The sequence below is a fragment of the Oryzihumus sp. genome (assembly GCF_054325275.1).
In genome coordinates, this window is sequence record NZ_JBTCWL010000020.1 from 33,127 (window position 1) to 53,276 (window position 20,150).

General features: G+C 74.4%; 20 protein-coding genes and 1 pseudogene. 8 read left to right on the plus strand and 13 right to left on the minus strand.

What is annotated here, in order from left to right; all coding sequences use genetic code 11:
- Window positions 1-11 precede the first annotated feature (11 nt).
- The 3 genes from ACXVGS_RS07250 to ACXVGS_RS07260 form a co-directional block, all read right to left on the minus strand.
- The gene (locus tag ACXVGS_RS07250) at window positions 12-806 is read right to left on the minus strand and encodes an HAD family hydrolase (RefSeq protein ID WP_458528445.1); all 795 of its coding nucleotides are present in this window, start codon (window positions 804-806) and stop codon (window positions 12-14) included.
- Between the two features lie 8 nt (window positions 807-814).
- The gene (serS, locus tag ACXVGS_RS07255) at window positions 815-2,086 is read right to left on the minus strand and encodes a serine--tRNA ligase (RefSeq protein ID WP_458528444.1); all 1,272 of its coding nucleotides are present in this window, start codon (window positions 2,084-2,086) and stop codon (window positions 815-817) included.
- A 75-nt stretch (window positions 2,087-2,161) separates the two neighbouring features.
- Window positions 2,162-2,701 (minus strand): DinB family protein, encoded by a 540-nt coding sequence (locus tag ACXVGS_RS07260; RefSeq protein WP_458528443.1) that lies wholly within the window; start codon window positions 2,699-2,701, stop codon window positions 2,162-2,164.
- A 34-nt stretch (window positions 2,702-2,735) separates the two neighbouring features.
- Between ACXVGS_RS07260 and ACXVGS_RS07265 the strand changes: the two genes are divergently transcribed.
- The 4 genes from ACXVGS_RS07265 to ACXVGS_RS07280 are packed head-to-tail and all read left to right on the plus strand — an operon-like array spanning window position 2,736 to window position 5,680.
- Window positions 2,736-3,848 carry a diacylglycerol/lipid kinase family protein gene (locus tag ACXVGS_RS07265; RefSeq protein ID WP_458528442.1) on the plus strand — a complete coding sequence of 371 codons (1,113 nt, stop codon included), beginning with the start codon at window positions 2,736-2,738 and terminating at the stop codon, window positions 3,846-3,848.
- Window position 3,849: 1 nt separating this feature from the next.
- Complete coding sequence (locus ACXVGS_RS07270; RefSeq protein WP_458528441.1) at window positions 3,850-4,524, plus strand: phosphatase PAP2 family protein; 675 nt, start codon at window positions 3,850-3,852, stop codon at window positions 4,522-4,524.
- Entirely contained in the window at window positions 4,521-5,231 is a 711-nt protein-coding gene (locus ACXVGS_RS07275; protein WP_458528440.1) for a phosphatase PAP2 family protein, read from the plus strand. The genes ACXVGS_RS07270 and ACXVGS_RS07275 overlap by 4 nt, the downstream gene beginning before the upstream one ends.
- A 5-nt stretch (window positions 5,232-5,236) precedes the next feature.
- Window positions 5,237-5,680 carry an SRPBCC family protein gene (locus ACXVGS_RS07280; protein ID WP_458528439.1) on the plus strand — a complete coding sequence of 148 codons (444 nt, stop codon included), beginning with the start codon at window positions 5,237-5,239 and terminating at the stop codon, window positions 5,678-5,680.
- A gap of 3 nt (window positions 5,681-5,683) precedes the next feature.
- Here ACXVGS_RS07280 and pheA read toward each other — a convergent pair whose 3' ends face one another.
- Window positions 5,684-6,601 (minus strand): prephenate dehydratase, encoded by a 918-nt coding sequence (pheA, locus tag ACXVGS_RS07285; protein ID WP_458528466.1) that lies wholly within the window; start codon window positions 6,599-6,601, stop codon window positions 5,684-5,686.
- Window positions 6,602-6,685: 84 nt separating this feature from the next.
- On the opposite strand from pheA, the gene ACXVGS_RS07290 reads away from it, so the two are divergent.
- Window positions 6,686-7,306, plus strand: coding sequence for a TMEM165/GDT1 family protein (locus tag ACXVGS_RS07290; protein WP_458528438.1), 621 nt, complete (start codon window positions 6,686-6,688; stop codon window positions 7,304-7,306).
- Window positions 7,307-7,314: 8 nt separating this feature from the next.
- Here ACXVGS_RS07290 and ACXVGS_RS07295 read toward each other — a convergent pair whose 3' ends face one another.
- Window positions 7,315-8,631 carry a glycosyltransferase 87 family protein gene (locus tag ACXVGS_RS07295; RefSeq protein WP_458531763.1) on the minus strand — a complete coding sequence of 439 codons (1,317 nt, stop codon included), beginning with the start codon at window positions 8,629-8,631 and terminating at the stop codon, window positions 7,315-7,317.
- 79 nt (window positions 8,632-8,710) lie between these two features.
- On the opposite strand from ACXVGS_RS07295, the gene ACXVGS_RS07300 reads away from it, so the two are divergent.
- On the plus strand, window positions 8,711-11,113 hold the full coding sequence (locus ACXVGS_RS07300) for a hypothetical protein (protein ID WP_458536789.1): 2,403 nt from the start codon (window positions 8,711-8,713) through the stop codon (window positions 11,111-11,113).
- Window positions 11,114-11,306: 193 nt separating this feature from the next.
- On the opposite strand, the pseudogene ACXVGS_RS07305 reads toward ACXVGS_RS07300, so the two are convergent.
- The 6 genes and pseudogenes from ACXVGS_RS07305 to ACXVGS_RS07330 all read right to left on the minus strand — a co-directional run.
- Window positions 11,307-12,464: pseudogene (locus ACXVGS_RS07305) on the minus strand (glycosyltransferase 87 family protein); the annotation flags it as partial.
- Complete coding sequence (locus tag ACXVGS_RS07310; protein WP_458528435.1) at window positions 12,451-13,179, minus strand: glycosyltransferase family 2 protein; 729 nt, start codon at window positions 13,177-13,179, stop codon at window positions 12,451-12,453. The pseudogene ACXVGS_RS07305 and the gene ACXVGS_RS07310, both read right to left, overlap by 14 nt.
- A gap of 8 nt (window positions 13,180-13,187) precedes the next feature.
- Complete coding sequence (locus tag ACXVGS_RS07315; RefSeq protein WP_458528434.1) at window positions 13,188-14,081, minus strand: DUF5926 family protein; 894 nt, start codon at window positions 14,079-14,081, stop codon at window positions 13,188-13,190.
- 27 nt (window positions 14,082-14,108) lie between these two features.
- Window positions 14,109-14,546, minus strand: coding sequence for an ATP-binding protein (locus tag ACXVGS_RS07320; RefSeq protein ID WP_246092587.1), 438 nt, complete (start codon window positions 14,544-14,546; stop codon window positions 14,109-14,111).
- 122 nt (window positions 14,547-14,668) lie between these two features.
- Window positions 14,669-15,490, minus strand: a complete 822-nt coding sequence (locus ACXVGS_RS07325) for a glycerophosphodiester phosphodiesterase family protein (RefSeq protein ID WP_141790126.1) — start codon at window positions 15,488-15,490, stop codon at window positions 14,669-14,671.
- 23 nt (window positions 15,491-15,513) lie between these two features.
- Window positions 15,514-16,674 (minus strand): CaiB/BaiF CoA transferase family protein, encoded by a 1,161-nt coding sequence (locus ACXVGS_RS07330; protein ID WP_458531766.1) that lies wholly within the window; start codon window positions 16,672-16,674, stop codon window positions 15,514-15,516.
- 150 nt (window positions 16,675-16,824) lie between these two features.
- On the opposite strand from ACXVGS_RS07330, the gene ACXVGS_RS07335 reads away from it, so the two are divergent.
- Entirely contained in the window at window positions 16,825-17,352 is a 528-nt protein-coding gene (locus ACXVGS_RS07335) for a hypothetical protein (RefSeq protein ID WP_458528432.1), read from the plus strand.
- Between the two features lie 36 nt (window positions 17,353-17,388).
- On the opposite strand, the gene ACXVGS_RS07340 is transcribed toward ACXVGS_RS07335, so the two are convergent.
- Window positions 17,389-18,792 carry a sensor histidine kinase gene (locus tag ACXVGS_RS07340; protein ID WP_458528431.1) on the minus strand — a complete coding sequence of 468 codons (1,404 nt, stop codon included), beginning with the start codon at window positions 18,790-18,792 and terminating at the stop codon, window positions 17,389-17,391.
- On the minus strand, window positions 18,789-19,487 hold the full coding sequence (locus tag ACXVGS_RS07345) for a response regulator transcription factor (RefSeq protein WP_458528430.1): 699 nt from the start codon (window positions 19,485-19,487) through the stop codon (window positions 18,789-18,791). Before ACXVGS_RS07345 ends, ACXVGS_RS07340 begins: the two co-directional genes overlap by 4 nt.
- 188 nt (window positions 19,488-19,675) lie before the next feature.
- Between ACXVGS_RS07345 and ACXVGS_RS07350 the strand changes: the two genes are divergently transcribed.
- Window positions 19,676-19,981 carry a hypothetical protein gene (locus ACXVGS_RS07350; protein ID WP_458533586.1) on the plus strand — a complete coding sequence of 102 codons (306 nt, stop codon included), beginning with the start codon at window positions 19,676-19,678 and terminating at the stop codon, window positions 19,979-19,981.
- Window positions 19,982-20,150 lie beyond the last annotated feature (169 nt).

Here is a 20,150-nt window from a genome sequence, read left to right on the forward strand (position 1 = left end):
GCCCAGGCCCGTCAGTCGAGCAGCGAGCGCAGGACCGGCACGAGGCCGTCGTCGTCGACGTGGCCGGTGACCTCGTCGGCCGCCGCCTTGACCTCGTCGGGGGCGTTGCCCATCGCCACGCCCCGGGCGGCCCAGTGCAGCATCTCCAGGTCGTTGCGCTGGTCGCCGACCGCCACCGTGTGGGCCGGCTCGACCGACAGGTGGCGGCGCACCTGCTCCAGCGCCGAGCCCTTGGTCACGCCCTCGGGGTTGATGTCCAGCCACGCGGTCCAGCCCACGGCGTAGGACACCTCGTGCAGTCCGGCCTCGCCGACCAGGCGCATGAACTCCTCGGCCGTGGCCTCCGGGCTGCGCAGCGTGACACGGGTGGCGGGCGCGGAGACCAGCTCCTCCCACTCCACGACGCGCAGCTGCCCGACGAGCTCGCCGTCCGGGAACGGCTTGCTCAGCTTGAAGCCGACGCCCAGCTCCTCGACCGCGACCGCGGCGTCGGGGATGCGCTCGCGCAGCAGGTTCAGCGCCGGCGCCGGGTCGAAGGTGACGACGTCGAGGAAGCGATAGCCGCCGTTCTCGGACGGGTCCAGCTCGAGGGTCACCGCACCGTTGGAGCAGACGGCGAACCCGTGGGACAGGCCGAGCGCGTCGATCACCGGCATCGCGGCCACCGTCGAGCGGCCGGTCGCGATGACGACGTGCACCCCGGCGTCGGCGACGGCGCGCACCGCGTCCCGCACGACGGGCGAGAGCTCCCCGGCGTGGTTGACGGTGGTGCCGTCGAGGTCGAGGGCGACCAGGCGCTCGGCCATGCCCCGCCTCAGCCCTGGGGGGTCAGGATGTCGAGCCCGAGGAACGGCCGAAGCGCCCGCGGCACGACGACCGAGCCGTCGGGCTGCTGGTGGTTCTCCAGGATCGCCACCAGCCAGCGGGTCGTGGCCAGGGTGCCGTTGAGCGTGGCCACGATGCGGGTCGCACCCGACTCCGAGCGCTCGCGCACGTTGAGCCGTCGGGCCTGGTACGTCGTGCAGTTGCTCGTGGAGGTCAGCTCCCGGTAGCGCCCCTGCGTCGGCACCCACGCCTCGCAGTCGAACTTGCGCGCCGCGGGGCCGCCGAGGTCACCGGCGGCGGTGTCGATGATCCGGTAGGGCACCTCGATCTTGGCGAGCATCTCGCGCTCGAAGTCCAGCAGCCGCTGGTGCTCGGCCTCGGCGTCCTCGGGCCGGCAGTAGCTGAACATCTCGACCTTCTGGAACTGGTGCACCCGGATGATGCCGCGGGTGTCCTTGCCGTAGGACCCGGCTTCCCTCCGGTAGCAGGTGGACCACCCGGCATACCGCTTCGGGCCGCCGGACAGGTCCAGGATCTCGTCGGCGTGGTAGCCGGCGAGGGCGACCTCGGAGGTGCCGGTGAGGTAGAGGTCGTCGGCCTCGAGGCGGTAGACCTCGTCGGCGTGGGCGTCGAGGAAGCCGGCGCCGGCCATGACGTCGTTCTTGACCAGGGTGGGCGTGATCATCGGGGTGAACCCGTGCTCGACCGCCTGCGCGACCGCCATGTTGAGCAGCGCCAGCTCGAGGCGGGCGCCGACCCCGGTGAGGAAGTAGAAGCGCGACCCCCCGACCTTGGCGCCGCGCTCCATGTCGAGGGCGCCCAGGCCCTCGGCGAGCTCGAGGTGATCCCGCGGCTCGAAGCCCTCGGCAGCGAAGTCCCGTGCCGTGCCGTGGGTCTCCAGCACGGTGTAGTCGTCCTCGCCGCCGCTGGGGATGCCCTCGATGACGACGTTGGGCACCCGGCGCACGAGCGCGTTGAGCTCGGCCTCGGCCTCGTCGGCGGCGGCCTGCAGCTCCTTGACCCGGTCGGAGGTCTTCTTCGCCTCGGCGACCAGGGCGGCCTTCTCCTCGCCCTTGGCGGCGGCGACCTTCTTGCCGAAGGACTTCTGCTCCGCGCGCAGCTGCTCGAACTCGGTCAGGGACGACCGGCGGCGCTCGTCGGCGGACAGGATCGCGTCGACGATCCCCTCGTCCTCGCCACGTGCGCGCTGCGAGGCGCGCACCGCCTCAGGGTCCTCACGCAGAAGTCGGATGTCGATCACGGGCCCGAGCCTATCGGCGCACGTTGCGCGACTCCGAACCGTTTGCCAACTGCAGGGGTATGCCGCGTGGCCGGCTCACGCGCCCACGTCGTGGCCGTGGTGCACCAGGTCGTGGACGAAGTACTGCCCCAGCGTCTCGACGGTGAAGGCGGAACCGTTGCTGCGCAGGCCGGTCCGGTCCCACTCCTCCTCGGTGACCTCGTCGAACCGGGCGGCGGCCAGCTCCGCGGCGCCGGTGAGCTCGGCGGACACCGCGGCGGGGTCCTGCTCCCAGTAGCGCTCGGCCAGCGCGGTGGCGTCCTGGTCCCAGTTGGCGAAGTGAGGGTGGTCCGTGGCGAGCATGAGGTGGACCCGTTCGGCGAAGACCCGGCACACGTCGCGCACGTGACAGGCGTACTCCAGCGGCGACCACACGTGCGGCTCCGGGCGCAGCCGGGCGTCCGGGCGGGCCAGCACCGCGGCCCACCGGGCTGCGCTGTCCCGCACGATGTCGGGCACCTGGGTCCCGGCCACGTGGGCGGCGTCGAACCCGCAGTCCGGGCACGGCTCGCGCAGCACCCAGGTCCAGTCCTTGTCGTCGGGTGGCGGCGGGGTCGGTGCCGTGGGACGGGCCATGGGGCGCAGCCTACTTTCGGGTAACGTCCGCGCTGTGCTGAAAGACAACGCCGGGTGGATCGCCGTGGTGGCCATCCTCCTCGTCCTGCTGCTCGCGGGGGCCGTCACGGCTGCCTCGAGCCGCGGCGCCCGTGCGCGGGTGGACCAGGCGTTGCAGGCGACCCGCCGGTTCGCCCGGCGTCGCCCCCACCGGCAGCACTTCCGACCGGAAGGAGCTGCCGTGGCCGAGGACAAGCCCCGTCGCGCCGCGATCATCATCAACCCCACGAAGTTCGACGACCAGTCGGCGGTCCGGCGCCAGATCGCCAAGGGCTGCGCCGACGCCGGGTGGGCCGAGCCGCTGTTCATCGAGACGACGGCCGGGGACACCGGCGAGGGCCAGACCCGGCAGGCGCTCGAGGAGGGCGTCACCGTCGTCTGCCCGCTCGGCGGCGACGGCACGGTCCGCGCCGTGGCCAGCGTGCTGGTCGGCACCGAGACCCCACTGGGCCTGCTGCCCGGCGGCACCGGCAACCTGCTCGCCCGCAACCTCGACCTGCCCGTCGACGACGTGTCCGAGGCGCTGAAGGTGGCCCTGACCGGGCAGAACAAGCGGGTCGACGTCGGCCGGATCCGGGTCGACGCATCCGGGGAGCACGAGCGCCCGGCCGAGCACGTCTTCCTCGTCATGGCCGGGCTCGGCTTCGACGCGGCGATCATGGCCGGCGCCCCCGAGGCGCTCAAGGCGCGGGTGGGCTGGCTGGCCTACGGCGTCGCCGGCGTGCGCAACTTGCGCGGCGCCCAGTTCAAGGTCCGCCTCAAGGTCGACGACGAGCCGGAGATCTCCCGTCGGGTGCGCACCGTCGTGGTCGGCAACTGCGGCAAGCTCACCGGCGGCCTGGTGCTGATGCCCAAGGCCGAGGTCGACGACGGTTGGCTCGACGCGGTCACCCTCTCCCCCAAGGGCATCTTCGGCTGGCTGGCCGTCGCCGCCCGGGTGCTGGCCAAGACCCGCAAGGGCCACGAGCGGGTCGACCACCTGCGCGGCCGGGAGCTGTCCATCCGCAGCGACCGCCCCGAGGAGGTCCAGCTCGACGGCGACACCATCGGCAAGGCCCTCGCGCTGGGCATCCGCGTGGAGCCCGGCGCCCTCGTCGTCCGGGTCTGAGGTGCTGCGCCGGGTCGGGCGGGGGCTGCTGGTCGGGGTCCTCGCGCTCGTGCCGGTCGTCGTGATCGCCGTCCTGGTGCGCGAGCGGTTCCAGCCCCTCATCCACGTCGACGACGCCGCGATCAGCGCCGCCACCGACGTCACCCGGGCCCACCCGGCCCTGCTCCGGGCCCTCCTCGTGGTGCAGGCGGTCATGCAGCCGGTCTGGGTCTACCTCGTCGCGTTCGCCACGTGCGCCTGGGTCTGGGCGCGCGGCCTGCGCTCCAGGGCGCTCTGGGCCGCCGCGACCATGCTCGTCGGCTGGTTCCTGGGCTTCCTCGTCAAGCTGGTCGTGCAGCGGGCCCGCCCGGTGGTGAGCGACCCCGTGTCGCACTCCCCGGGATACAGCTTTCCCTCGGGGCACGCGTTCAACGCGGCGCTGGCCCTGACCGTCGTCACCGTCGCGGTGTGGCCGCTGGCGCACCGCGCCGTGAAGGCGGCCCTGGCGGCGGTCGGGTCGCTGGTGGTCGTCGTGACCTGCCTGGACCGCGTCTTCCTCGGCGTCCACTTTCCTTCCGACGTCGTCGGTGGTGTCATCCTTGCGCTGGCCCTCGTCGCCGCGTCGTGGGCCGGGTACCGCCGTCCGCGCCAGGTTGCCCGCGAGGCCGCCCCCTCGATCGAAAGGTCCTCCCCATGACCGTCCTCACCCGCTGGTCCCCGCCCACCGAACGGGAGCGCCCCGGCGCCGGGGCCGTGGCCAAGAGCCTGCTGCTGCGCGTCGTCCTGCCGGGCATCCTGGTCTGGGCCGCGATCTGCGGCATCGGGCTGCTGCTGGCCGGTCCGCTGAAGTCGATCGAGGACAACGAGAACTCGGTCAGCGAGGCGCTCGCCAAGGGCCGCACGGCCACGATGAACTCGGTCACCGCGGTCTGGTCGCACATCGGCAACACCGAGATCGTCATCGGGGTCTGCGTCGTCGCCTGCATCGTGCTGCTGGCGCTGACCCGGCGCTGGTGGCTGGCGATCATCCCGGCGATCGCGATCGCACTCCAGGCCTCGACGTTCGTCGGCGCCACGCTGGTCGTCGGCCGTGACCGCCCGACCGTGCCGCACCTCGACCCCGCCCCGCCGACCTCGAGCTACCCCAGCGGCCACGTGGGCGCCTCGACCGCGCTCTACCTGTCCCTGATCTTCTTCGCCTCGCGGATCGAGCGGGTCTGGCTGCGCAACACCCTCGTCACGGTCTTCGCGCTCATCCCGCTCCTCGTGGCCTATGCCCGCCTCTACCGCGGCATGCACCACGTGACCGACGTGCTCGTCGGCTTCGCCAACGGCATCGTCTGCGCCCTGCTCGCCCGCTGGTGCATCCGCGAGGCCGACGGCGGCCGCACCGCGCCGGTCTGAGCCCCGTGGCCCCACCGGTCTACCGCTTCGCGACGACGTGGCGGCTGCCCGCCGAGCCCGAGCGGGTCTACGCCGTGCTCGCAGACATCGAGCGTTACGACCGGTGGTGGCCGCAGGTCCGGCGGATCACCCGGCTGGACGACGAGTCCGGTGACGTGCAGATCCGCAGCGTGCTGCCGTGGACGCTGCACCTGCACCTGCGCCGCGAGGTGGAGGACGAGTCGGCCCTGCGGCTGCGTGCCGCGGTCCGCGGCCACCTGCACGGCTGGTCCAGCTGGGAGCTGCGTCCCGGGCCGGGAGGCACGCACGCGGCATACCGGCAGGAGGTGGAGCTGCACGCCCCGGTGCTGAGCCGGGTGTCCTTCCTGCTGCGACCGGTGCTGCGGGCCAACCACGCCGCGATGATGCGCGGCGGCGAACGCGGCCTGCGCGCCCACCTGTCCGCGTGAGCCTCAGGCGTTGCGCAGGCCCTGCAGCCAGGCGCGCGCCGCGGTGAAGTCCGTGTCGCGGGTGCCCGGGCGGACCTCCACGACCGCGCCGTCCGCACGCGGGTAGGACCCGAGGAAGCGCACGTCGGCACACACCCGGCGCAGGCCCATGAGCGTCTCGCCGACGCGCTCGTCGTTGACGTGGCCCTCGAAGTCGATGGAGAAGCAGTAGCGGCCCAGGGCGTCGCCGGTGGGGCGGGACTCCAGCCGCGTCAGGTTGATCCCCCGGGCGGCGAACTGCTCGAGCAGCTCGAGCAGGCCACCGGGGTGGTCGTCGGCCTGGAACAGCACCACCGACGTCTTGTCCGCCCCGGTCGGCTCCGGCAGCCGGCCGGGACGGGCAACCAGCACGAACCGGGTCACCGCGCTGCGGTTGTCGCCGATGTCCTCGGCTAGCACCTGCAGCCCGTGCGCCTGCGCCGCGACCGGCGCACACACCGCCGCCTCGTATGCCGTGTCGTCACCCGCCAGCCCGGCCGCGGCTGCCGCGGTGGACAGGCAGGGCACGTAGGTCGCCTCCGGCAGGTGGGCGCCCATCCAGTGGCGGACCTGGGCCCAGGCGTGGGGGTGGCTGCCGACGCCGCGGATGTCCGCCAGCGTGGTGCCCGCACGGGCGGCCAGGACGAAGGTGATCGGCACGAGCACCTCGTGGACCACGACCAGGTCGGCCCCGGAGGACAGCGCGTCGAGCGTGGCGCTGACCCCGCCCTCGACGGAGTTCTCGATCGGCACGACCGCCGCGTCGACCGACCCGTCGCGCACCGCCTCCAGCGCCGACTCGACCGAGGCGATCGGCACCCGCTCGACGTCCTCGACGCCGGGCAGGCGCAGCAGGGCCATCTCGGTGAACGTCCCGGCGGGGCCGAAGTAGCCGTATCGCATGCTCACGCCCGGCAGCGTATTGCCCACCCGGCGTGCGTGCCCGGACGTCCCACGGAGCGACGACCGATTAGGGTCTGGAGCACCATGAGTGCCCTTGCCATCGCCGCCACCGCCTTCGTGCTGATCTTCCCGATCGAGCTCCCGGACAAGACGTTCATCGCCACGCTCGTGCTGGCGACGCGATACAAGCCGCTGGCGGTCTGGGTCGGCGTCACCGCGGCGTTCCTCGTGCAGACCGTCGTCGCCTGCACCCTGGGTGGCCTGCTCGCGCACCTGCCCCGCACACCGGTGGAGGTCGTGGCCGGCCTGCTGTTCCTCGTGGGCGCGGTCATCCTGTGGCGCGGGGCCGCCCACGCCGAGGCGGAGGAGGCCGAGACCGAGCACGAGTTCGCCGCGAAGGCCCGCGCCGGCGTGCACGGCTGGCGCGCGGTGGGCGCCAGCTTCCTCGTGCTGTTCGTCGCCGAGTGGGGCGACCTGAGCCAGCTGCTGACTGCCGGCCTCGTGGTGCGCTACAACGCCCCGGTGCCCGTCGGTATCGGCGCCTTCCTGGCCCTGGCCACGGTGTCCGCACTCGGCGCCGTGCTCGGCCGGACCCTGCTCAAGCGGATCCGGCTCGGCACCCTGCACCGGGTCGGTGCCGGGCTGTGCCTGCTGATGTTCGGGCTGACCGCCCTGCAGGTCGCCGGCGTGGACCTCCTCGCCTGAGTCCTTGCTCAGCCCAGGCGGCTCTGCTCACCCAGGGCCGCCGCCGGGGCCCCCACGGGGGCGTCGGAGCGGTCTGAAGTGAGCACACCGGCCTCGGAAGAGATGCCGGGGTCGTGGTCGTCGCGGGTCTGCAACGTCCACGCCAGCATCGCCAGCGCGATGAGGGCGCCGGCGGTGTCGGCGTTCTGCAGCAGCCGGCCGAAGAACACCGGCCCCACCCGGTCGTTGAGCCAGGTGATCCCCCACCAGGGCATCCGGCACAGGAACCACGCCGTGACCACCGCCGCCGCCACCAGCCGGCGCCGGTCGCGCAGCGGGTCCGCGCCGAGGATGGCGAAGATGACGACGACCACCCAGTGCAGGTGGTGGATCCATGCCACCGGCGACAGGAGCACGGCCATCAGCCCGACGACCGCGACCTCGGCGATGGAGTCGTGCTGCCGGTAGGCCCGCCGGGCCAGGGCGAAGCCGATGACGCCGACCACGGCGACGCACACCAGCCAGATCACGGTGCCGGTCAGGCCCTGCGGGCCGACCCGCAGCAGGAACCCGCGCAGCGACTGGTTGGACGTGCCCGAGTTGGGCCCGAGCCGGCTGGGGTCCTGCAGGGCGCCGCCCCAGAAGGCGAACGACGCCTCCGGCATCAGCAGCCACGTGCCGACCGTGACGCCCACCGCGGTGCCGACCGCCCACGCGGCCTCCCGCCAGCGCTTGTTGACCAGGTAGTGCACGACGAAGACGCCGGGCGTGAGCTTGATCGACATGGCGAGGCCGACGAGGACCCCCGGCGGGATGCGGCGCAGCAGGCCGGGGCGGGGCCGGCGCAGGTCCATCAGGCAAGCCAGCACCATGAACGCGTTGACCTGGCCGAAGCGGATGCCGTCCGCGACCGGGTGCAGCCAGGTCATCGGCACGACAAGCAGTGCGAGGACCAGCGGCGCGCGGGCGCCGGCCCGATGGATCAGCCGCCACCCGGCATACCAGACGATCGCGGTGGTGGCCGCGAGCTGCAGCGCGGTCCACAGCCAGCCCACCGCCCCGAACGGGATGAGCGCCAGCGGGAGCGCCCACAGCGCCGCGAACGGCGGGTAGGTGAACGGCAGCAGCTGCGGCGACTCGGTCATCGCCTCGTAGATGGGACGGCCGGTCAGGATGGACACGCCGGCCTCGCGGTAGACCTCGACGTCGACCTGCCACTGGTCCAGCGGCCAGAACACCAGGTAGCGCAGCCACACCGGGCTGGAGCCGACGATGATGACCAGGACTGCGAGCAGCCACATCCGCCCGGTCGCGGACGAGCGGGGGGCGGGGCGCTGAACGGTCACCGCGCCATTGTGGCGGGTCCACCTGCGCGGGGCGCGACTGCCCGGGACCCGCGCCGGCGAGGGGCCGTAGCCTGTCCTCGTGACCCGACGTCCCCTCATCGCCGTGCTCGCGGTCCTGATGGTGCTCGGCGCACTCGCCGGTCGGTTCATCGCGTCGGGGTCCCCGGCCAGCGCCTCCGCCGAGGCACCGGCCACGTCGAGCTCACCCGCACAGAGCTCGGCGACCGGCCCGATCATCGTGATCGGCACCGGCGGCCTGACGTGGAGCGACGTGTCACAGAAGGACACCCCGGCGATGTGGTCGTTCCTGCGCGACGGTGGCGCCGCCTCCCTCACCGTGCGCTCGGTGCACACCAACACCTGCCCGGTGGACGGCTGGCTGACCCTCGGCGCCGGCGAGCGGGCCGGGGACGTCGACCAGGGCAACAACAGCAAGCCGCCGTGCCGGACGGTCGACCAGGGACCGGGCGCGGACGGGAAGGTGCCGCACTGGGACACCTGGCTCAAGGCAGCGGCCGACAAGAACTTCGACGCCCACCTCGGCCTGCTCGGTGACCAGGCGGCCAGCGGCGGCAGCTGCGTGCAGGCGATCGGCCCCGGCGCCGCACTCGGCGCGGCACGGTCCAACGGCACCGTGGCCCACTACAGCCCCTTCGGGGGCCAGCTCACCAGCGCCCTGGTCGCCTGCCCCCTGACCCTCGTCGACGTCGGCGTCGTGCGCGACCCCGCGGACGTCGACCCGGCCGAGCAGCCGGTCCCCCGGGACAGCCGCGTCGCGCAGGCCCACCAGATCGACAACCGGATCCAGCAGGTCGTCCAGCAGGCGCCGGCCGGCGCCGACCTCATGCTGGTCAGCCTCGCCGACGCCGGCCAGACGGAGCGGCTGCGGCTGCTGGCTGCCAAGGGGCCGCACTTCGGCGCGGGCACGCTGTACTCCTCCTCCACCCGGCAGCCGGGCCTGGTCCAGCTCGCCGACATCGCGCCCACCGTGCTCAGCCACATCGGCGCCCCCGTCCCGGGCACCCTGGGCGGCACGGCGCTGCGCAACGAGCCGGCGGAGAACAACTCCGAGGACTCCGCGCACGAGCGCCTCCAGGCCTTCGTCGACTACGACCTGGCCTCCCACGAGGTGCACTCGCTGGTGCCGCCGTTCTTCACCGGGCTGGTCTACTCCCAGCTGGCGATCTACCTGTTCGTCGCCGTGGTGTGGCGGCGGCGGTGGGGCTCGGAGCAGACGCGCCTGCAGCTGCTGCGGGTGGTGCGCCGGGTGGCCCTCATCGCGGCGACCGTGCCCGTCTCGACGTTCCTGGCCAACCTCTTCCCGTGGTGGCGCTTCCCCTGGCCGATGGTGGCGGTGGTCGCCTCGGTGGGGGTGTTCGTGGCGATCATCTCGGCCTTGGCGATGAACGGGCCGTGGCGCCGCTCGCTGTTCGGCCCCCTCGTGGTCATCTCGGTGGTCACCATGGCCGTGCTGGCCGCCGACGTCATGACCGGCTCCCGGCTGCAGCTGTCCTCCCTCATGGGGCTCCAGCCGGTCGTCGGTGGCCGGTTCTACGGCATGGGCAACGTGACGTTCGCGCTCTTCGCCACGGCCACGCTGCTGCTGGCCGTCGCGGTCGCCGACCGGCTGAGCCGCAACCACAGCCCGGTGGTGGCCGCCATCGGCGTCGGCGTGGTCGGGCTGTTCGGCGTCGTGGTCGACGGGTCGCCCTCCTGGGGCAGCGACTTCGGCGGACCGCCGGCGCTGCTGCCGGGGCTGGCCTACCTCATCCTCGCGGTCCTGGGCATCAAGCTGACGTGGCGCAAGGCCGCCATGATCGTCGGCGGCACGGCGCTGTTCCTCGTCGTCATCGGCTTCCTGGACTGGCTGCGCCCGCCGGACTCCCGCTCGCACCTGGGCCGGTTCGTGCAGACCGCGATCGACGGCGGCGCGACCGACATCGTGGTGCGCAAGGCGCAGCAGAACTTGAGCATCCTCACCGGCAGCAGCCTCACCCTGCTGGTCCCGGTCGGGCTCGTGTTCATGGTCTACATCCTCGCCCGGCCGACCTCGTGGGGGTCGCGGGCGCTGCAACGCTCCTACGAGCGGGCACCGCTGCTGCGCCCCGGCCTGATCGCGCTGCTCATCACGCTGGTGATCGGCTTTGCCATGAACGACTCCGGCACCGCGATCCCCGCCGTGTCGGCGACGCTGGCCATCCCGCTGGTGATCGCGGTGAGCGTGCAGGCGCTCGAGGACGACGAGCGCGGCACCCGTCGCGGCAGCCGCCGGGGCGGACGACGCAGCCCGGTCAGCCCTGGCGCACCGACTGCTGCGGTGGCGGTGGCGACGCCGGCCCCGGAGGCCGCGGCCCCGGTGGCCGCCCCGGTCGACCAGGCCGACCCGCCCCCCTACGCCACGCGCGCCCAGCGGCGCCAGCAAGGAGAAGCCACACGAGGATCCCGGCGTACGGGGCGAGGTTCCTCCTCACGCCGAGGCTGAACGACTCGACCGCGGGCGACATGGCCACGACCCGCCCCGGCACGTAGGCCAGCACGAGCACCAGCAGGCGCGCCAACAGGATCCCGTCGAGCGCGCTGGCGGCGAGCGCCGGCAGCGTCGCCCAGGTCAGGGCGTCGTACCACGGCAGCGAGTACGGCGCGCCCAGGACGTATGCCGTGCCGGTCACCAGGGTGGCCAGCAGCGCCGAGGTGGTCAGTGCGTCGGCGGCCCCCGGCGCCGGCCCGGCGGCGCGGGCGAGCACGCCGAGCAGCAGCACCATCGCGAGGACCACCACGACGGCCGCGGTCGTGACGACGGTCCGGGCGGCGCCCCCGCCCAGCGGGCCGGTCAGCCACTCCAGCACCGGGCGCCACGGCGTCGCGAAGGACACCGACCGGCGCGCCTTCTCCAGCTGGGAGAACACGTGCGGTCCGGCCCACACGTGCAGCGGCACCGCGACCACCACGAACCCGGCGAGGGCCAGCAGCGCCCGGCGGACCAGCTCGGCGCGACCCAGCGCCCGCCAGGACCACAGCAGGGCCAGGCCCACGACGGCGTCGGTGACCTTGGTGCTCACGGACAGCCCGAGGACGATCCCGGCGAGGCCGGGGTGCCGGGACGCGAGCAGCACCGCCGCCAGGGCCAGGGCGGTGGCGATGACGTCGACGTGGGCGCCGAGCACGACCACCCCGAACACCACCGGGTTCGCCGTCCACAGCAGGTCGACCCGCCCCTGCCATCGCGGCCCGGTGCCGGCCCGCAGCAGCAGCCAGCGCACGGCCAGCCAGGACAGCACCACGAGGACCTGCCACACCCAGACCGTCTGGCGCAGGTTGGCGCCGCCGACGAGCGAGGCAAGGGCCTGCAGGGCGGTGGCGGCGGGGCCGTAGATGCTCGGCGTGTGCGTCCACGGCGGCTCGACCGCGCTGGTGACCGGGTCGTGGCCACCGGCCCACGTCACCGGCGGCACGAGGTAGGGGTCGCCACCCTGGGCGGCGATCCGGCCGTAGGCGGCGTAGTTGGTGTGGTCGGCCGAGCCGAACGGCGACGTGAGCAGCGCGAGGCCGCCCAGTGCCAGCACCAGCGGCCAGCCCAGCCGCGGTGCGGTGCGCCGCCACAGCCCGAGCGCGACCGCCAGGGCCCCGAGCAGGTATGCCGCCCACAGGGTCGCGGTGACCGTCGCCGAGGTCAGGTGCAGCGGCAGCTCCCCCGGCGCCCAGCCGCGCGGGCCGAGCCCGGGGCGAGCCGCGGACGGACCGGCGACGCCGACGAGCAGCAGGCCGGTGCCCGAGACGAGCAGCAGCAGCTGCTGGCCCCGGCTGGCGTTCAGCTGCGGCTCAGGGGCGGGCACGGCGCAACCGGCGCATGGCGAGCGCGAGCCACACGTCGCGATACTGCCGGGCCCGGTGCAGCTGCCCCCTCCAGTCGCGGCCGCTGACCCGGTGGTGCAGCTCGCAGGACACCTCGCGCACCCGCAGCCCACGCGCGAGGACGTCGACGGTCAGCCCGACCTCGACGCCCCAGCCCCGGGCCAGCGGGGTGGCCGCGTCGAAGGCCTTCCGGGACAGGCACCGCATGCCGGACAGCGGCTGGGTGGCCTGCCAGCCGGTCAGGTCGTGGATCCCCTTGCGCGCCAGGCGGACCACGAAGCCGTGCCCCCCGCCGGCCTGCTTCTGCGGGGGCAGGATCGCGATGGTCATGTCCACCTCGCCACGGGCGACCGGCGGCACGAGGACCCCCAGGTTCGCCGCGCTGCCCTCGAGGTCGGCGTCGACGAACAGCAGCGGCCGTGCGGTCCCGGCGTCCTCCCGGGCCACCCGCGCGGCACCGGTGGTCATGGCGGCTGCCTTGCCGCGGTTGCGCGGGTGCCGCTCCACGACCGCCCCCGCCTCGCGGGCGATGTCGGCGGTGGCGTCGGCACTGCCGTCGTCGACGACCACGACGAGGTCGACACCGGGGATCGCCCGCACCGCCGCGATGGTCGCGGCGATCCGCTCGGCCTCGTCCTTGGCGGGGATGACGGCGGCGACCCCGACGGGGGCCGCCTGCGGGGTGGGTGTGGTCACCGGCGGCCTCAGCGCAGGGTGACCTGGCGGCTGAGCAGGCCGGCCCGGGCACGGCGCTCCTCCGCGGTCAGCGGCTCGGTCGCCGCCAGCGCCTGGTCGTAGCGCTTGAGCCAGGCCCCCGCCTCGCCCTCGTAGTCGGCCGCCTCGCGGGTCGGGTCCAGGTCCCACACGGGCACGAGCAGGCCGCACGCGCGGAACGCGCCGAGCAGGCGGGTGCCCTCGCCCAGGCCGCTGTCGTGGCCGGCGTGCAGCCTGGCCAGCGCGTCCGTGGCGCGGTCCTCGTCCTGCGGCAGCACCCAGCGCAAGTGGGTGCGCTCACCGATGCGGCACCAGTAGGCCGAGGTCACACCGGACAGCGGCCGGGTCGGGACGGCCACCGCGTTGGCTCGCTCGAGGCTGGCGCGGCCCTCCTCGTCGAGGTCGGCGACGTCCTCGACCCAGAAGTCGAAGCCCTCGTGCACCGTCACCTCGAACGGCGCGGACGGGTCGAGCACGTCCTGCAGCCGCGGGGTCTCGGCGGTCGCCTGCGGGGTGGAGGTCACCGGGGAGCCGGGCTCGGCGGCCAGCGTCGCGAGCAGCACCTGGGCCAGGTCACGGCTGGCGTCGCCGGTGCTGCTGCCGGACTGGGTGGCCACGAGCACCTGCCCGTCGGTGCGGTGCAGGCCCGGCCAGGCCAGCGGCAGGACGGTGGCGATCGTGGCGGTGCCGGCAGCCCCCTCGGGGACCGCCTCGCCGGTGACCCGCACCGTGGCGGTGGCCGCGGGCAGGATCTCGCGCAGCGCCACCCAGTCGGTCTCCCCGGTCAGGCCCTCGAAGGGGCGCGACACGAAGGGTGCCGGTGCCGGGGTCGCGGCGCGCTGGCCGGATGCGGACTGACGACTGCGTCGGGAAGCCTTGCCCATGGTCGCCAACCCTAGTGGGCGGGCGGCTCAGCCGGTGCGGCGCCGCGACGGACCGCCGAGGGCGACCCACACCGTGCAGCCGGAGCGCTCGTCCTGCACGCCCCACTCGTGGGCGAGGCTGCGCACGATCCTCAGGCCGCGACCGGCCTGGCCCCAGACCGAGGGCGGCGCCGGGCGCGGGCTGGTGGGCCCCCCACCGTCGGTCACCTCGACCTCGACCACCGGGTCCTTGACCTTCCAGTGCACCCGGACCGCACCGTCGCCGAGCGGCTTGGCGTGCCGCAGCGCGTTGGCGACCAGCTCGGACACCACGATCTCGGCCTCGTCGACCACCTCGGAGCCGACACCGCGGGCGCGCAGGTCGGTCACCACCGCCCGCCGGACCTTGGTCACCGACGCGGCGTCCCACGGCACGCGGATGGTGCGGGTCTGACCGACCCCCACCTCGCCGCCGAAGTCGTCCACCAGCGGAGCCTGCTGGCCCTGCGCCCGTGCTGCAGTCGCCGGGTCAGAAGCAGTACCGCCCCCTGCCGCCCCCATCACGTCTCCGTCCTCGCGAAGCTGCCCACCCGGCTCTTGACCACAGGTTAGTGCGTGTCCCGGGTGTGGTCGAGGACGAAGTGCGGGCGGTTGGTGATGATCGCGTCGACGCCGAGCTCGAGGCACAGGTCCACGTCCTCGGCGGTGTCGACCGTCCAGACGTAGACCTGGTGCCCGCGGCGCTGCTGCCGGGCGACGGTCTGCGGCCACCGGCGCACCAGCTTGATGTCCAGCCCCGCGATCCGGACGCCCTTGGGCAGCGAACCGTCCCGGAACCGCAGCGGGACCGAGCCCTCGATGAGGTAGACGAGGTCGAGCTCGGGGCACAGCTGGCGCATCCGCTGGCAGGCCAGCTGCGAGAACGACATGACCCGCACGTGCGGGCGGCCGGGCACGTGGGCCCGGTGCAGCCCCATCTCGGTGAGCACCCGCGCGAGCTCCCGCTCGACCAGCCCGGCATACCGGGTGGGGTGCTTGGTCTCGATGGCGAGGCCGACTTCGCGGTCGGCCTCGAGGACGGTGCGCAGCAGCGAGCGCAGGGTGAGGATCCGGTTGCGGTCGCGGTCCGGCAGCTCGTCGTCGGTGCCGTGCAGCTCGTGCCAGGAGCCCCAGTCCAGCCCCTCGAGCTTGGCCAGCTCCAGGGTGGAGACCAGCCCGCTGCCGTTGGAGGTGCGGTTGACCCGCCGGTCGTGCACGCACACGAGGTGGGAGTCGGCGGTCAGGCGGACGTCGCACTCGAGCGCGTCGGCCCCCTCGGCGATCGCGCGCTTGTAGGCCTTGAGCGTGTGCTCCGGTTCGGCCTTGCTGGCACCGCGGTGGGCGATGACCAGGGGTTTGCGGACAGCGGTCGGCGCGACCTCGGGAAGCACGAAACCATCGTGACATCCGGGGCTCAGGCCTGCACGGCTACCCCCGTGTCGATCAGCGCGTCGACGTCGGCCACGCCCCAGTCGCCCAGCGCCTCGCGGGTGTGCTGCCCGGTCGCCGCCGGGCCCCGCCCGACCGCCCCCGGGGTGCGCCCGAAGCGCGGCGCCGGCGCGGGCTGGGTCACCCCGTCCACCTGCGTGTATGCCGCTCGGGCGGCAAGGTGCGGATGCTGCGGGGCGCGGTGCAGCGGCACGACCGGCGCGACGCAGGCGTCGGAGTCGGCGAACGTCTCCACCCACTCGGCCTGGGTGCGGCCGGCGAAGGCGGCCGCGAGGGTGGTGCGCAGGCGCGGCCACAGCGCCGGGTCGTTCCGGTCGGGGACCTGCGCGGGGTCGAGCCCCAGCCCCTCCAGCAGCGCGGCGTAGAACCGTGGCTCCAGCGCACCCACCGCCATGTGCTCGCCGTCGGCGGTCTCGTAGACGTCGTAGAACGGCGCGCCGGTGTCGAGCAGGTTCACCCCGCGGCTGGGCTCCCACACCCCGGCGCCGACCAGGCCCTGGAGCTGGGCCGTGAGCAGCGCGGTGCCGTCGACGATCGCGGCGTCGACGGTCTGACCCAGCCCGCTGCGGGTCCGCTCGTGCAGCGCGGCGAGGATCCCGACCAGGCAGGTCATCGCGCCGCCGCCGAAGTCCCCGAGCAGGTTGGCCGGCACCTGGGGCGGCCCGCCGGCCCGGCCGGTGGCGTGCAGGGCGCCGGTGAGGGCGATGTAGGCGATGTCGTGGCCGGCGCGCTGCGCCAGCGGGCCGTCCTGCCCCCACCCGGTCATCCGGGCATAGACGAGCCGCTCGTTGCGGGCGGCGCACTCCTGCGGCCCCAGGCCGAGGCGTTCCATCACGCCGGGGCGGAAGCCCTCGAGCAGCACGTCGGCCCGGTCGACCAGCTGCAGCACGGCCTCGCGCGCCTCGGGCCGCTTGAGGTCGAGGCAGACGTTGCGGCGGCCCCGGTTGAGGACGTCGTACGCCGGTGCCGTCACCTGCAGGCCCGGCCCGCCGGGGCGGTCCACCCGGATGACGTCGGCGCCGAGGTCGGCCAGCACCATGGCCACGAACGGGGCCGGCCCGATGCCGGCCATCTCGACGACCTTGAGACCGGCGAGGGGACCTGTGGGCTGCGGGGTGGCGTCCATGCGACGGCATGCTGCCGCACCTGGCGCCGTGGGGGCAGCCCGTGACGCTGAGAGCCCGAACACGATCCTGACATTCCCTTGCCTGGGGCCGAACCTGGCTGCGGCAGCGTGGGACCCGACCGCAGGACCCCTCTGACATCGGGAGCACCCATGATCACCAAGGCAGTCGTCGTGGCCGGCGCCGCGGCCCTCATCCTCGGCGGCGGCAGCGCCGCGCTGGCCTCCTCGCAGTCCGGCCCGGCCCCGGCCAGCAGCACCGCGTCACCGGGGTCGTCGGCCGCGGACGCCCCGGGCGCACTGCCGGCAGGCAAGGACGGGCGGCGGGTGCGCCTCGCGCTGCTGCGGACCCTGCACGCCGAGTGGGTGACCCGCGCGCCGAAGGGAGGCACCGGCTTCGTCACGCACCACGCGATCCGCGGCGACGTGACAGCCGTGTCGCCGACCTCGATCACCGTCAAGGCGCTCGACGGGGTGAGCCAGACCTACGCGGTCGGCAAGGACACCGTCGTGCGCTCGCACCCGATCGGTTCCGGCCGCCAGAAGGGCACCGCGTCCTCGATCGGCCAGGTGCACACCGGCGACAAGGCCCTGGTCATCGGCACGGGGACCGGCTCGCCCACCGCCACCGCCGTGGTCGACGGCGGCACGGGCAAGGCTGCGGCGGGCGCCGACAGCTGAGCCGGACCGTGGCGGCGGGGCCGAGAGGTCCCGCCGTCACCCGTGCCCGGAACGTGTGCCGGGCGCCGTGGGCAGCCGGACGGTGAACCTGGCACCGCCCTCGGGCGCGTGGCCGGCCTCGACGCTCCCGCCGAGCCGGGTCACCAGCCCGTGCACGATCGCCAGGCCCAGGCCGGTGCCGACCTGACGCACCCCGCGGTAGCGGTCGTAGAGCGCCGAGGGCTCGAACGCCACCGGCAGGTCCTCCGGCGCCAGGCCCGGCCCGCCGTCACGCACCTCGGCGACGACCAGGCCACCGTGGGGGCCGGGCTCGGGGCGCACCGCCAGCACGATCGGCGCCCCCGCAGGGGTGACCCGCAGGGCGTTCTCCAGCAGGCCGTCGAGGACCTGTCGCACCCGGGCGGCGTCGGTGACGGCGACCACCGGGGCGCCGGGCAGCTCGGCAGAGAAGCGCACCCCCGCGGCGGCGCACCGCGCGTCCCACACGCCGGCCGCGTCACCGGCCATCGCGGTCAGGTCAGCCGGCACCAGCTCCACCCGGAACTGCTCGGCGCCCAGGCGGGCCAGGTCCAGCAGGTCGTGGACCAGCCGGCCGAGCCGTTCGGACTCCCCGAGCATCACGGCCCCGACCTGGGGTGCCTCCTCCGGTGGGACGACCCCCTCGGCCAGCGACTCGGCATACCCGGTGATGGCGGTGAGGGGCGTGCGCAGCTCGTGTGAGACGGACAGGAGGAACTCCCGCTGCCGCGCCTCCGAGCGCGACAGCGCGCGGGCCAGGGTGGTGACCGCGTCGGCCACCTCGGCGACCTCGGCCGGCCCCTCGGCGGCGACCACGACGTCGCGGCGGCCGCCGGCGAGCTGGTGCGCGGCGTCGGCGGTGCGGCGCAGCGGGCGGGCCAGGCGCCGGGCCAGCAGGACGCTGAGCGCGATCCCCGCCGCCGCGGCCACGACCAGCGCGAGCAAGGTGCGCCGGATCGCCTGCTCACCCGCCGCGAGCGCGGCGCCGCGCGGCTGGACCAGCGCGATGCCGCCGGCCGGAGTGCTGCGCGCCTCCAGCAGCACCGGTATGCCGTCCACGAGCCGTCGCGCGGACACGCTCCCCCCGGCCAGCAACCGGCTGACGTCCTGGGGGGTGAGCGCGTCGCCGGCCAGCCGGGAGGTGCCGGCCACCCGGCCGACCCGGCTCACGGTGGCGAACTCGACGTGCAGCGCGGACAGGGTCCGGCGGGCGCGCACCTGCCCGGCCTGCGCGGTGACGCCGGTGTCGGCGGCGGTGTCCGCGGCGTCGGCGAGACGGGCCAGGACGCCGCGGGCGGCGAGCTCGTTGGACTGGCGTGCGAGCCCGACGGCCAGGGCGCCGGCGACCACGGCGGTGACGACGGCGACGGCCACCGCCAGCAGCGAGATCTGCCGGGCCAGGCTGCCGCGGGAGCGGCTCACCCGGCCGCCACCTCGACCCCGTAGCCGACTCCGCGCACGGTGCGGATCGGGCTGGCGTCGCCGAGCTTGGCGCGCACCTGGGCGACGTGGACGTCCACGGTGCGGTTGCCGGCCAGGGCGCTGTAGCCCCACACCTCGCTGATCAGCTGCTCCCGTGAGAGGACCCGGCCGGGCCGGCGCATGAGGTGGGCGAGCAGGTCGAACTCGGTGGCGGTGAGCGCCACCTCGGTGTCGTCGACGAAGCAGCGGTGGTCGGCGAGGTCGAGGCGCACCCGGCCCAGTGACAGCGGCGCGGGGCCGGCCAGCGGACCCCGGGCCCGGCGCAGCACGGTGCCCACGCGGGCGACCAGCTCCCTCGGCGAGAACGGCTTGGTGACGTAGTCGTCGGCGCCGAGCTCCAGCCCCACGATGCGGTCGACCTCGTCGTCGCGGGCGGTGACGAACAGCACCGGCACCCAGTCCTCGGCGGCGCGCAGCCGGCGGCACACCTCGATGCCGTCCAGGCCGGGCAGGCCGACGTCGAGGATGACCGCGGCCGGACGCAGTCGGCGGATGGCGGCGAGGCCTTCGGTGCCGTCCCGCTCGAGGTGCACGCCGTAGCCCGCTCGGGCGAGGTTCATCCGGATCACCTCGGCGATGGCCGGCTCGTCCTCGACGACCACGACCAGGCCGCGGGCGGGGGCGTCGGTCGGCACAGCCGCACTGTAGCCAGCGCGCGGTCCCGGCACGGTCACCTCGATGTCAGGGTCGTGTTCGGGCGGGGTCAGGCCGGTGCCTGATGCATGAGGCCCCCCGGGGTGGCCGGGTGTAGGCAGGGACGGTCGGGACGCCGAGGGTCGGGACCCCGTCCTCGTCGGCTCCCGCTGGAGGAGGGAGGACCGCCATGCCGTTCGGGATCGTGCTCGACGTCGCCGCGCCGGTGGAGGTCTACGACCAGATCCACGCCCACCTGATGGCACAGGGTCCCCGGGCCAGCGAGGGGCTGCTGATGCACGTCGGCCACGCGACCGAGTCGGGCTTCCGCGTCATCGAGGTCTGGGAGTCCCGGGAGGCCTACGACCGGTTCACCACCGAGCTGATGGTGCCGATGATGACCGCCATGGACCCAGAGCACGCCGGACCGCGGCCCGTCGCCACCGAGTTCGAGGTCCGGGGCCTGGTCATCCCGGGGGCGCACGTCGTGGCCTGAGGGACAGCCCGGCCGGCCAGTCTGCCGGCGCACTAGGCTCACACGGTCTGCCGCCCCACCGTTGGATGACCGTGACGCTGCCTCCCTTCCAGCACCTCGTCGACGCCCACTGGCGTGACGTCGCGCGGCTGGCGCATGCCCTGGCCGGCCCGGTCGACGGTGACGACGT

What these genes read in the sequence shown, in the direction of transcription:
- ACXVGS_RS07250 (WP_458528445.1), bottom strand. Translation starts at nt 806, where the DNA reads ATGGCCGAGCGCCTGGTCGCCCTCGACCTCGACGGCACCACCGTCAAC.
- ACXVGS_RS07260 (WP_458528443.1), bottom strand. Translation starts at nt 2,701, where the DNA reads ATGGCCCGTCCCACGGCACCGACCCCGCCGCCACCCGACGACAAGGAC.
- ACXVGS_RS07275 (WP_458528440.1), top strand. Translation starts at nt 4,521, where the DNA reads ATGACCGTCCTCACCCGCTGGTCCCCGCCCACCGAACGGGAGCGCCCC.
- pheA (WP_458528466.1), bottom strand. Translation starts at nt 6,601, where the DNA reads ATGCGATACGGCTACTTCGGCCCCGCCGGGACGTTCACCGAGATGGCC.
- ACXVGS_RS07290 (WP_458528438.1), top strand. Translation starts at nt 6,686, where the DNA reads ATGAGTGCCCTTGCCATCGCCGCCACCGCCTTCGTGCTGATCTTCCCG.
- ACXVGS_RS07315 (WP_458528434.1), bottom strand. Translation starts at nt 14,081, where the DNA reads ATGGGCAAGGCTTCCCGACGCAGTCGTCAGTCCGCATCCGGCCAGCGC.
- ACXVGS_RS07330 (WP_458531766.1), bottom strand. Translation starts at nt 16,674, where the DNA reads ATGGACGCCACCCCGCAGCCCACAGGTCCCCTCGCCGGTCTCAAGGTC.
- ACXVGS_RS07335 (WP_458528432.1), top strand. Translation starts at nt 16,825, where the DNA reads ATGATCACCAAGGCAGTCGTCGTGGCCGGCGCCGCGGCCCTCATCCTC.
- ACXVGS_RS07350 (WP_458533586.1), top strand. Translation starts at nt 19,676, where the DNA reads ATGCCGTTCGGGATCGTGCTCGACGTCGCCGCGCCGGTGGAGGTCTAC.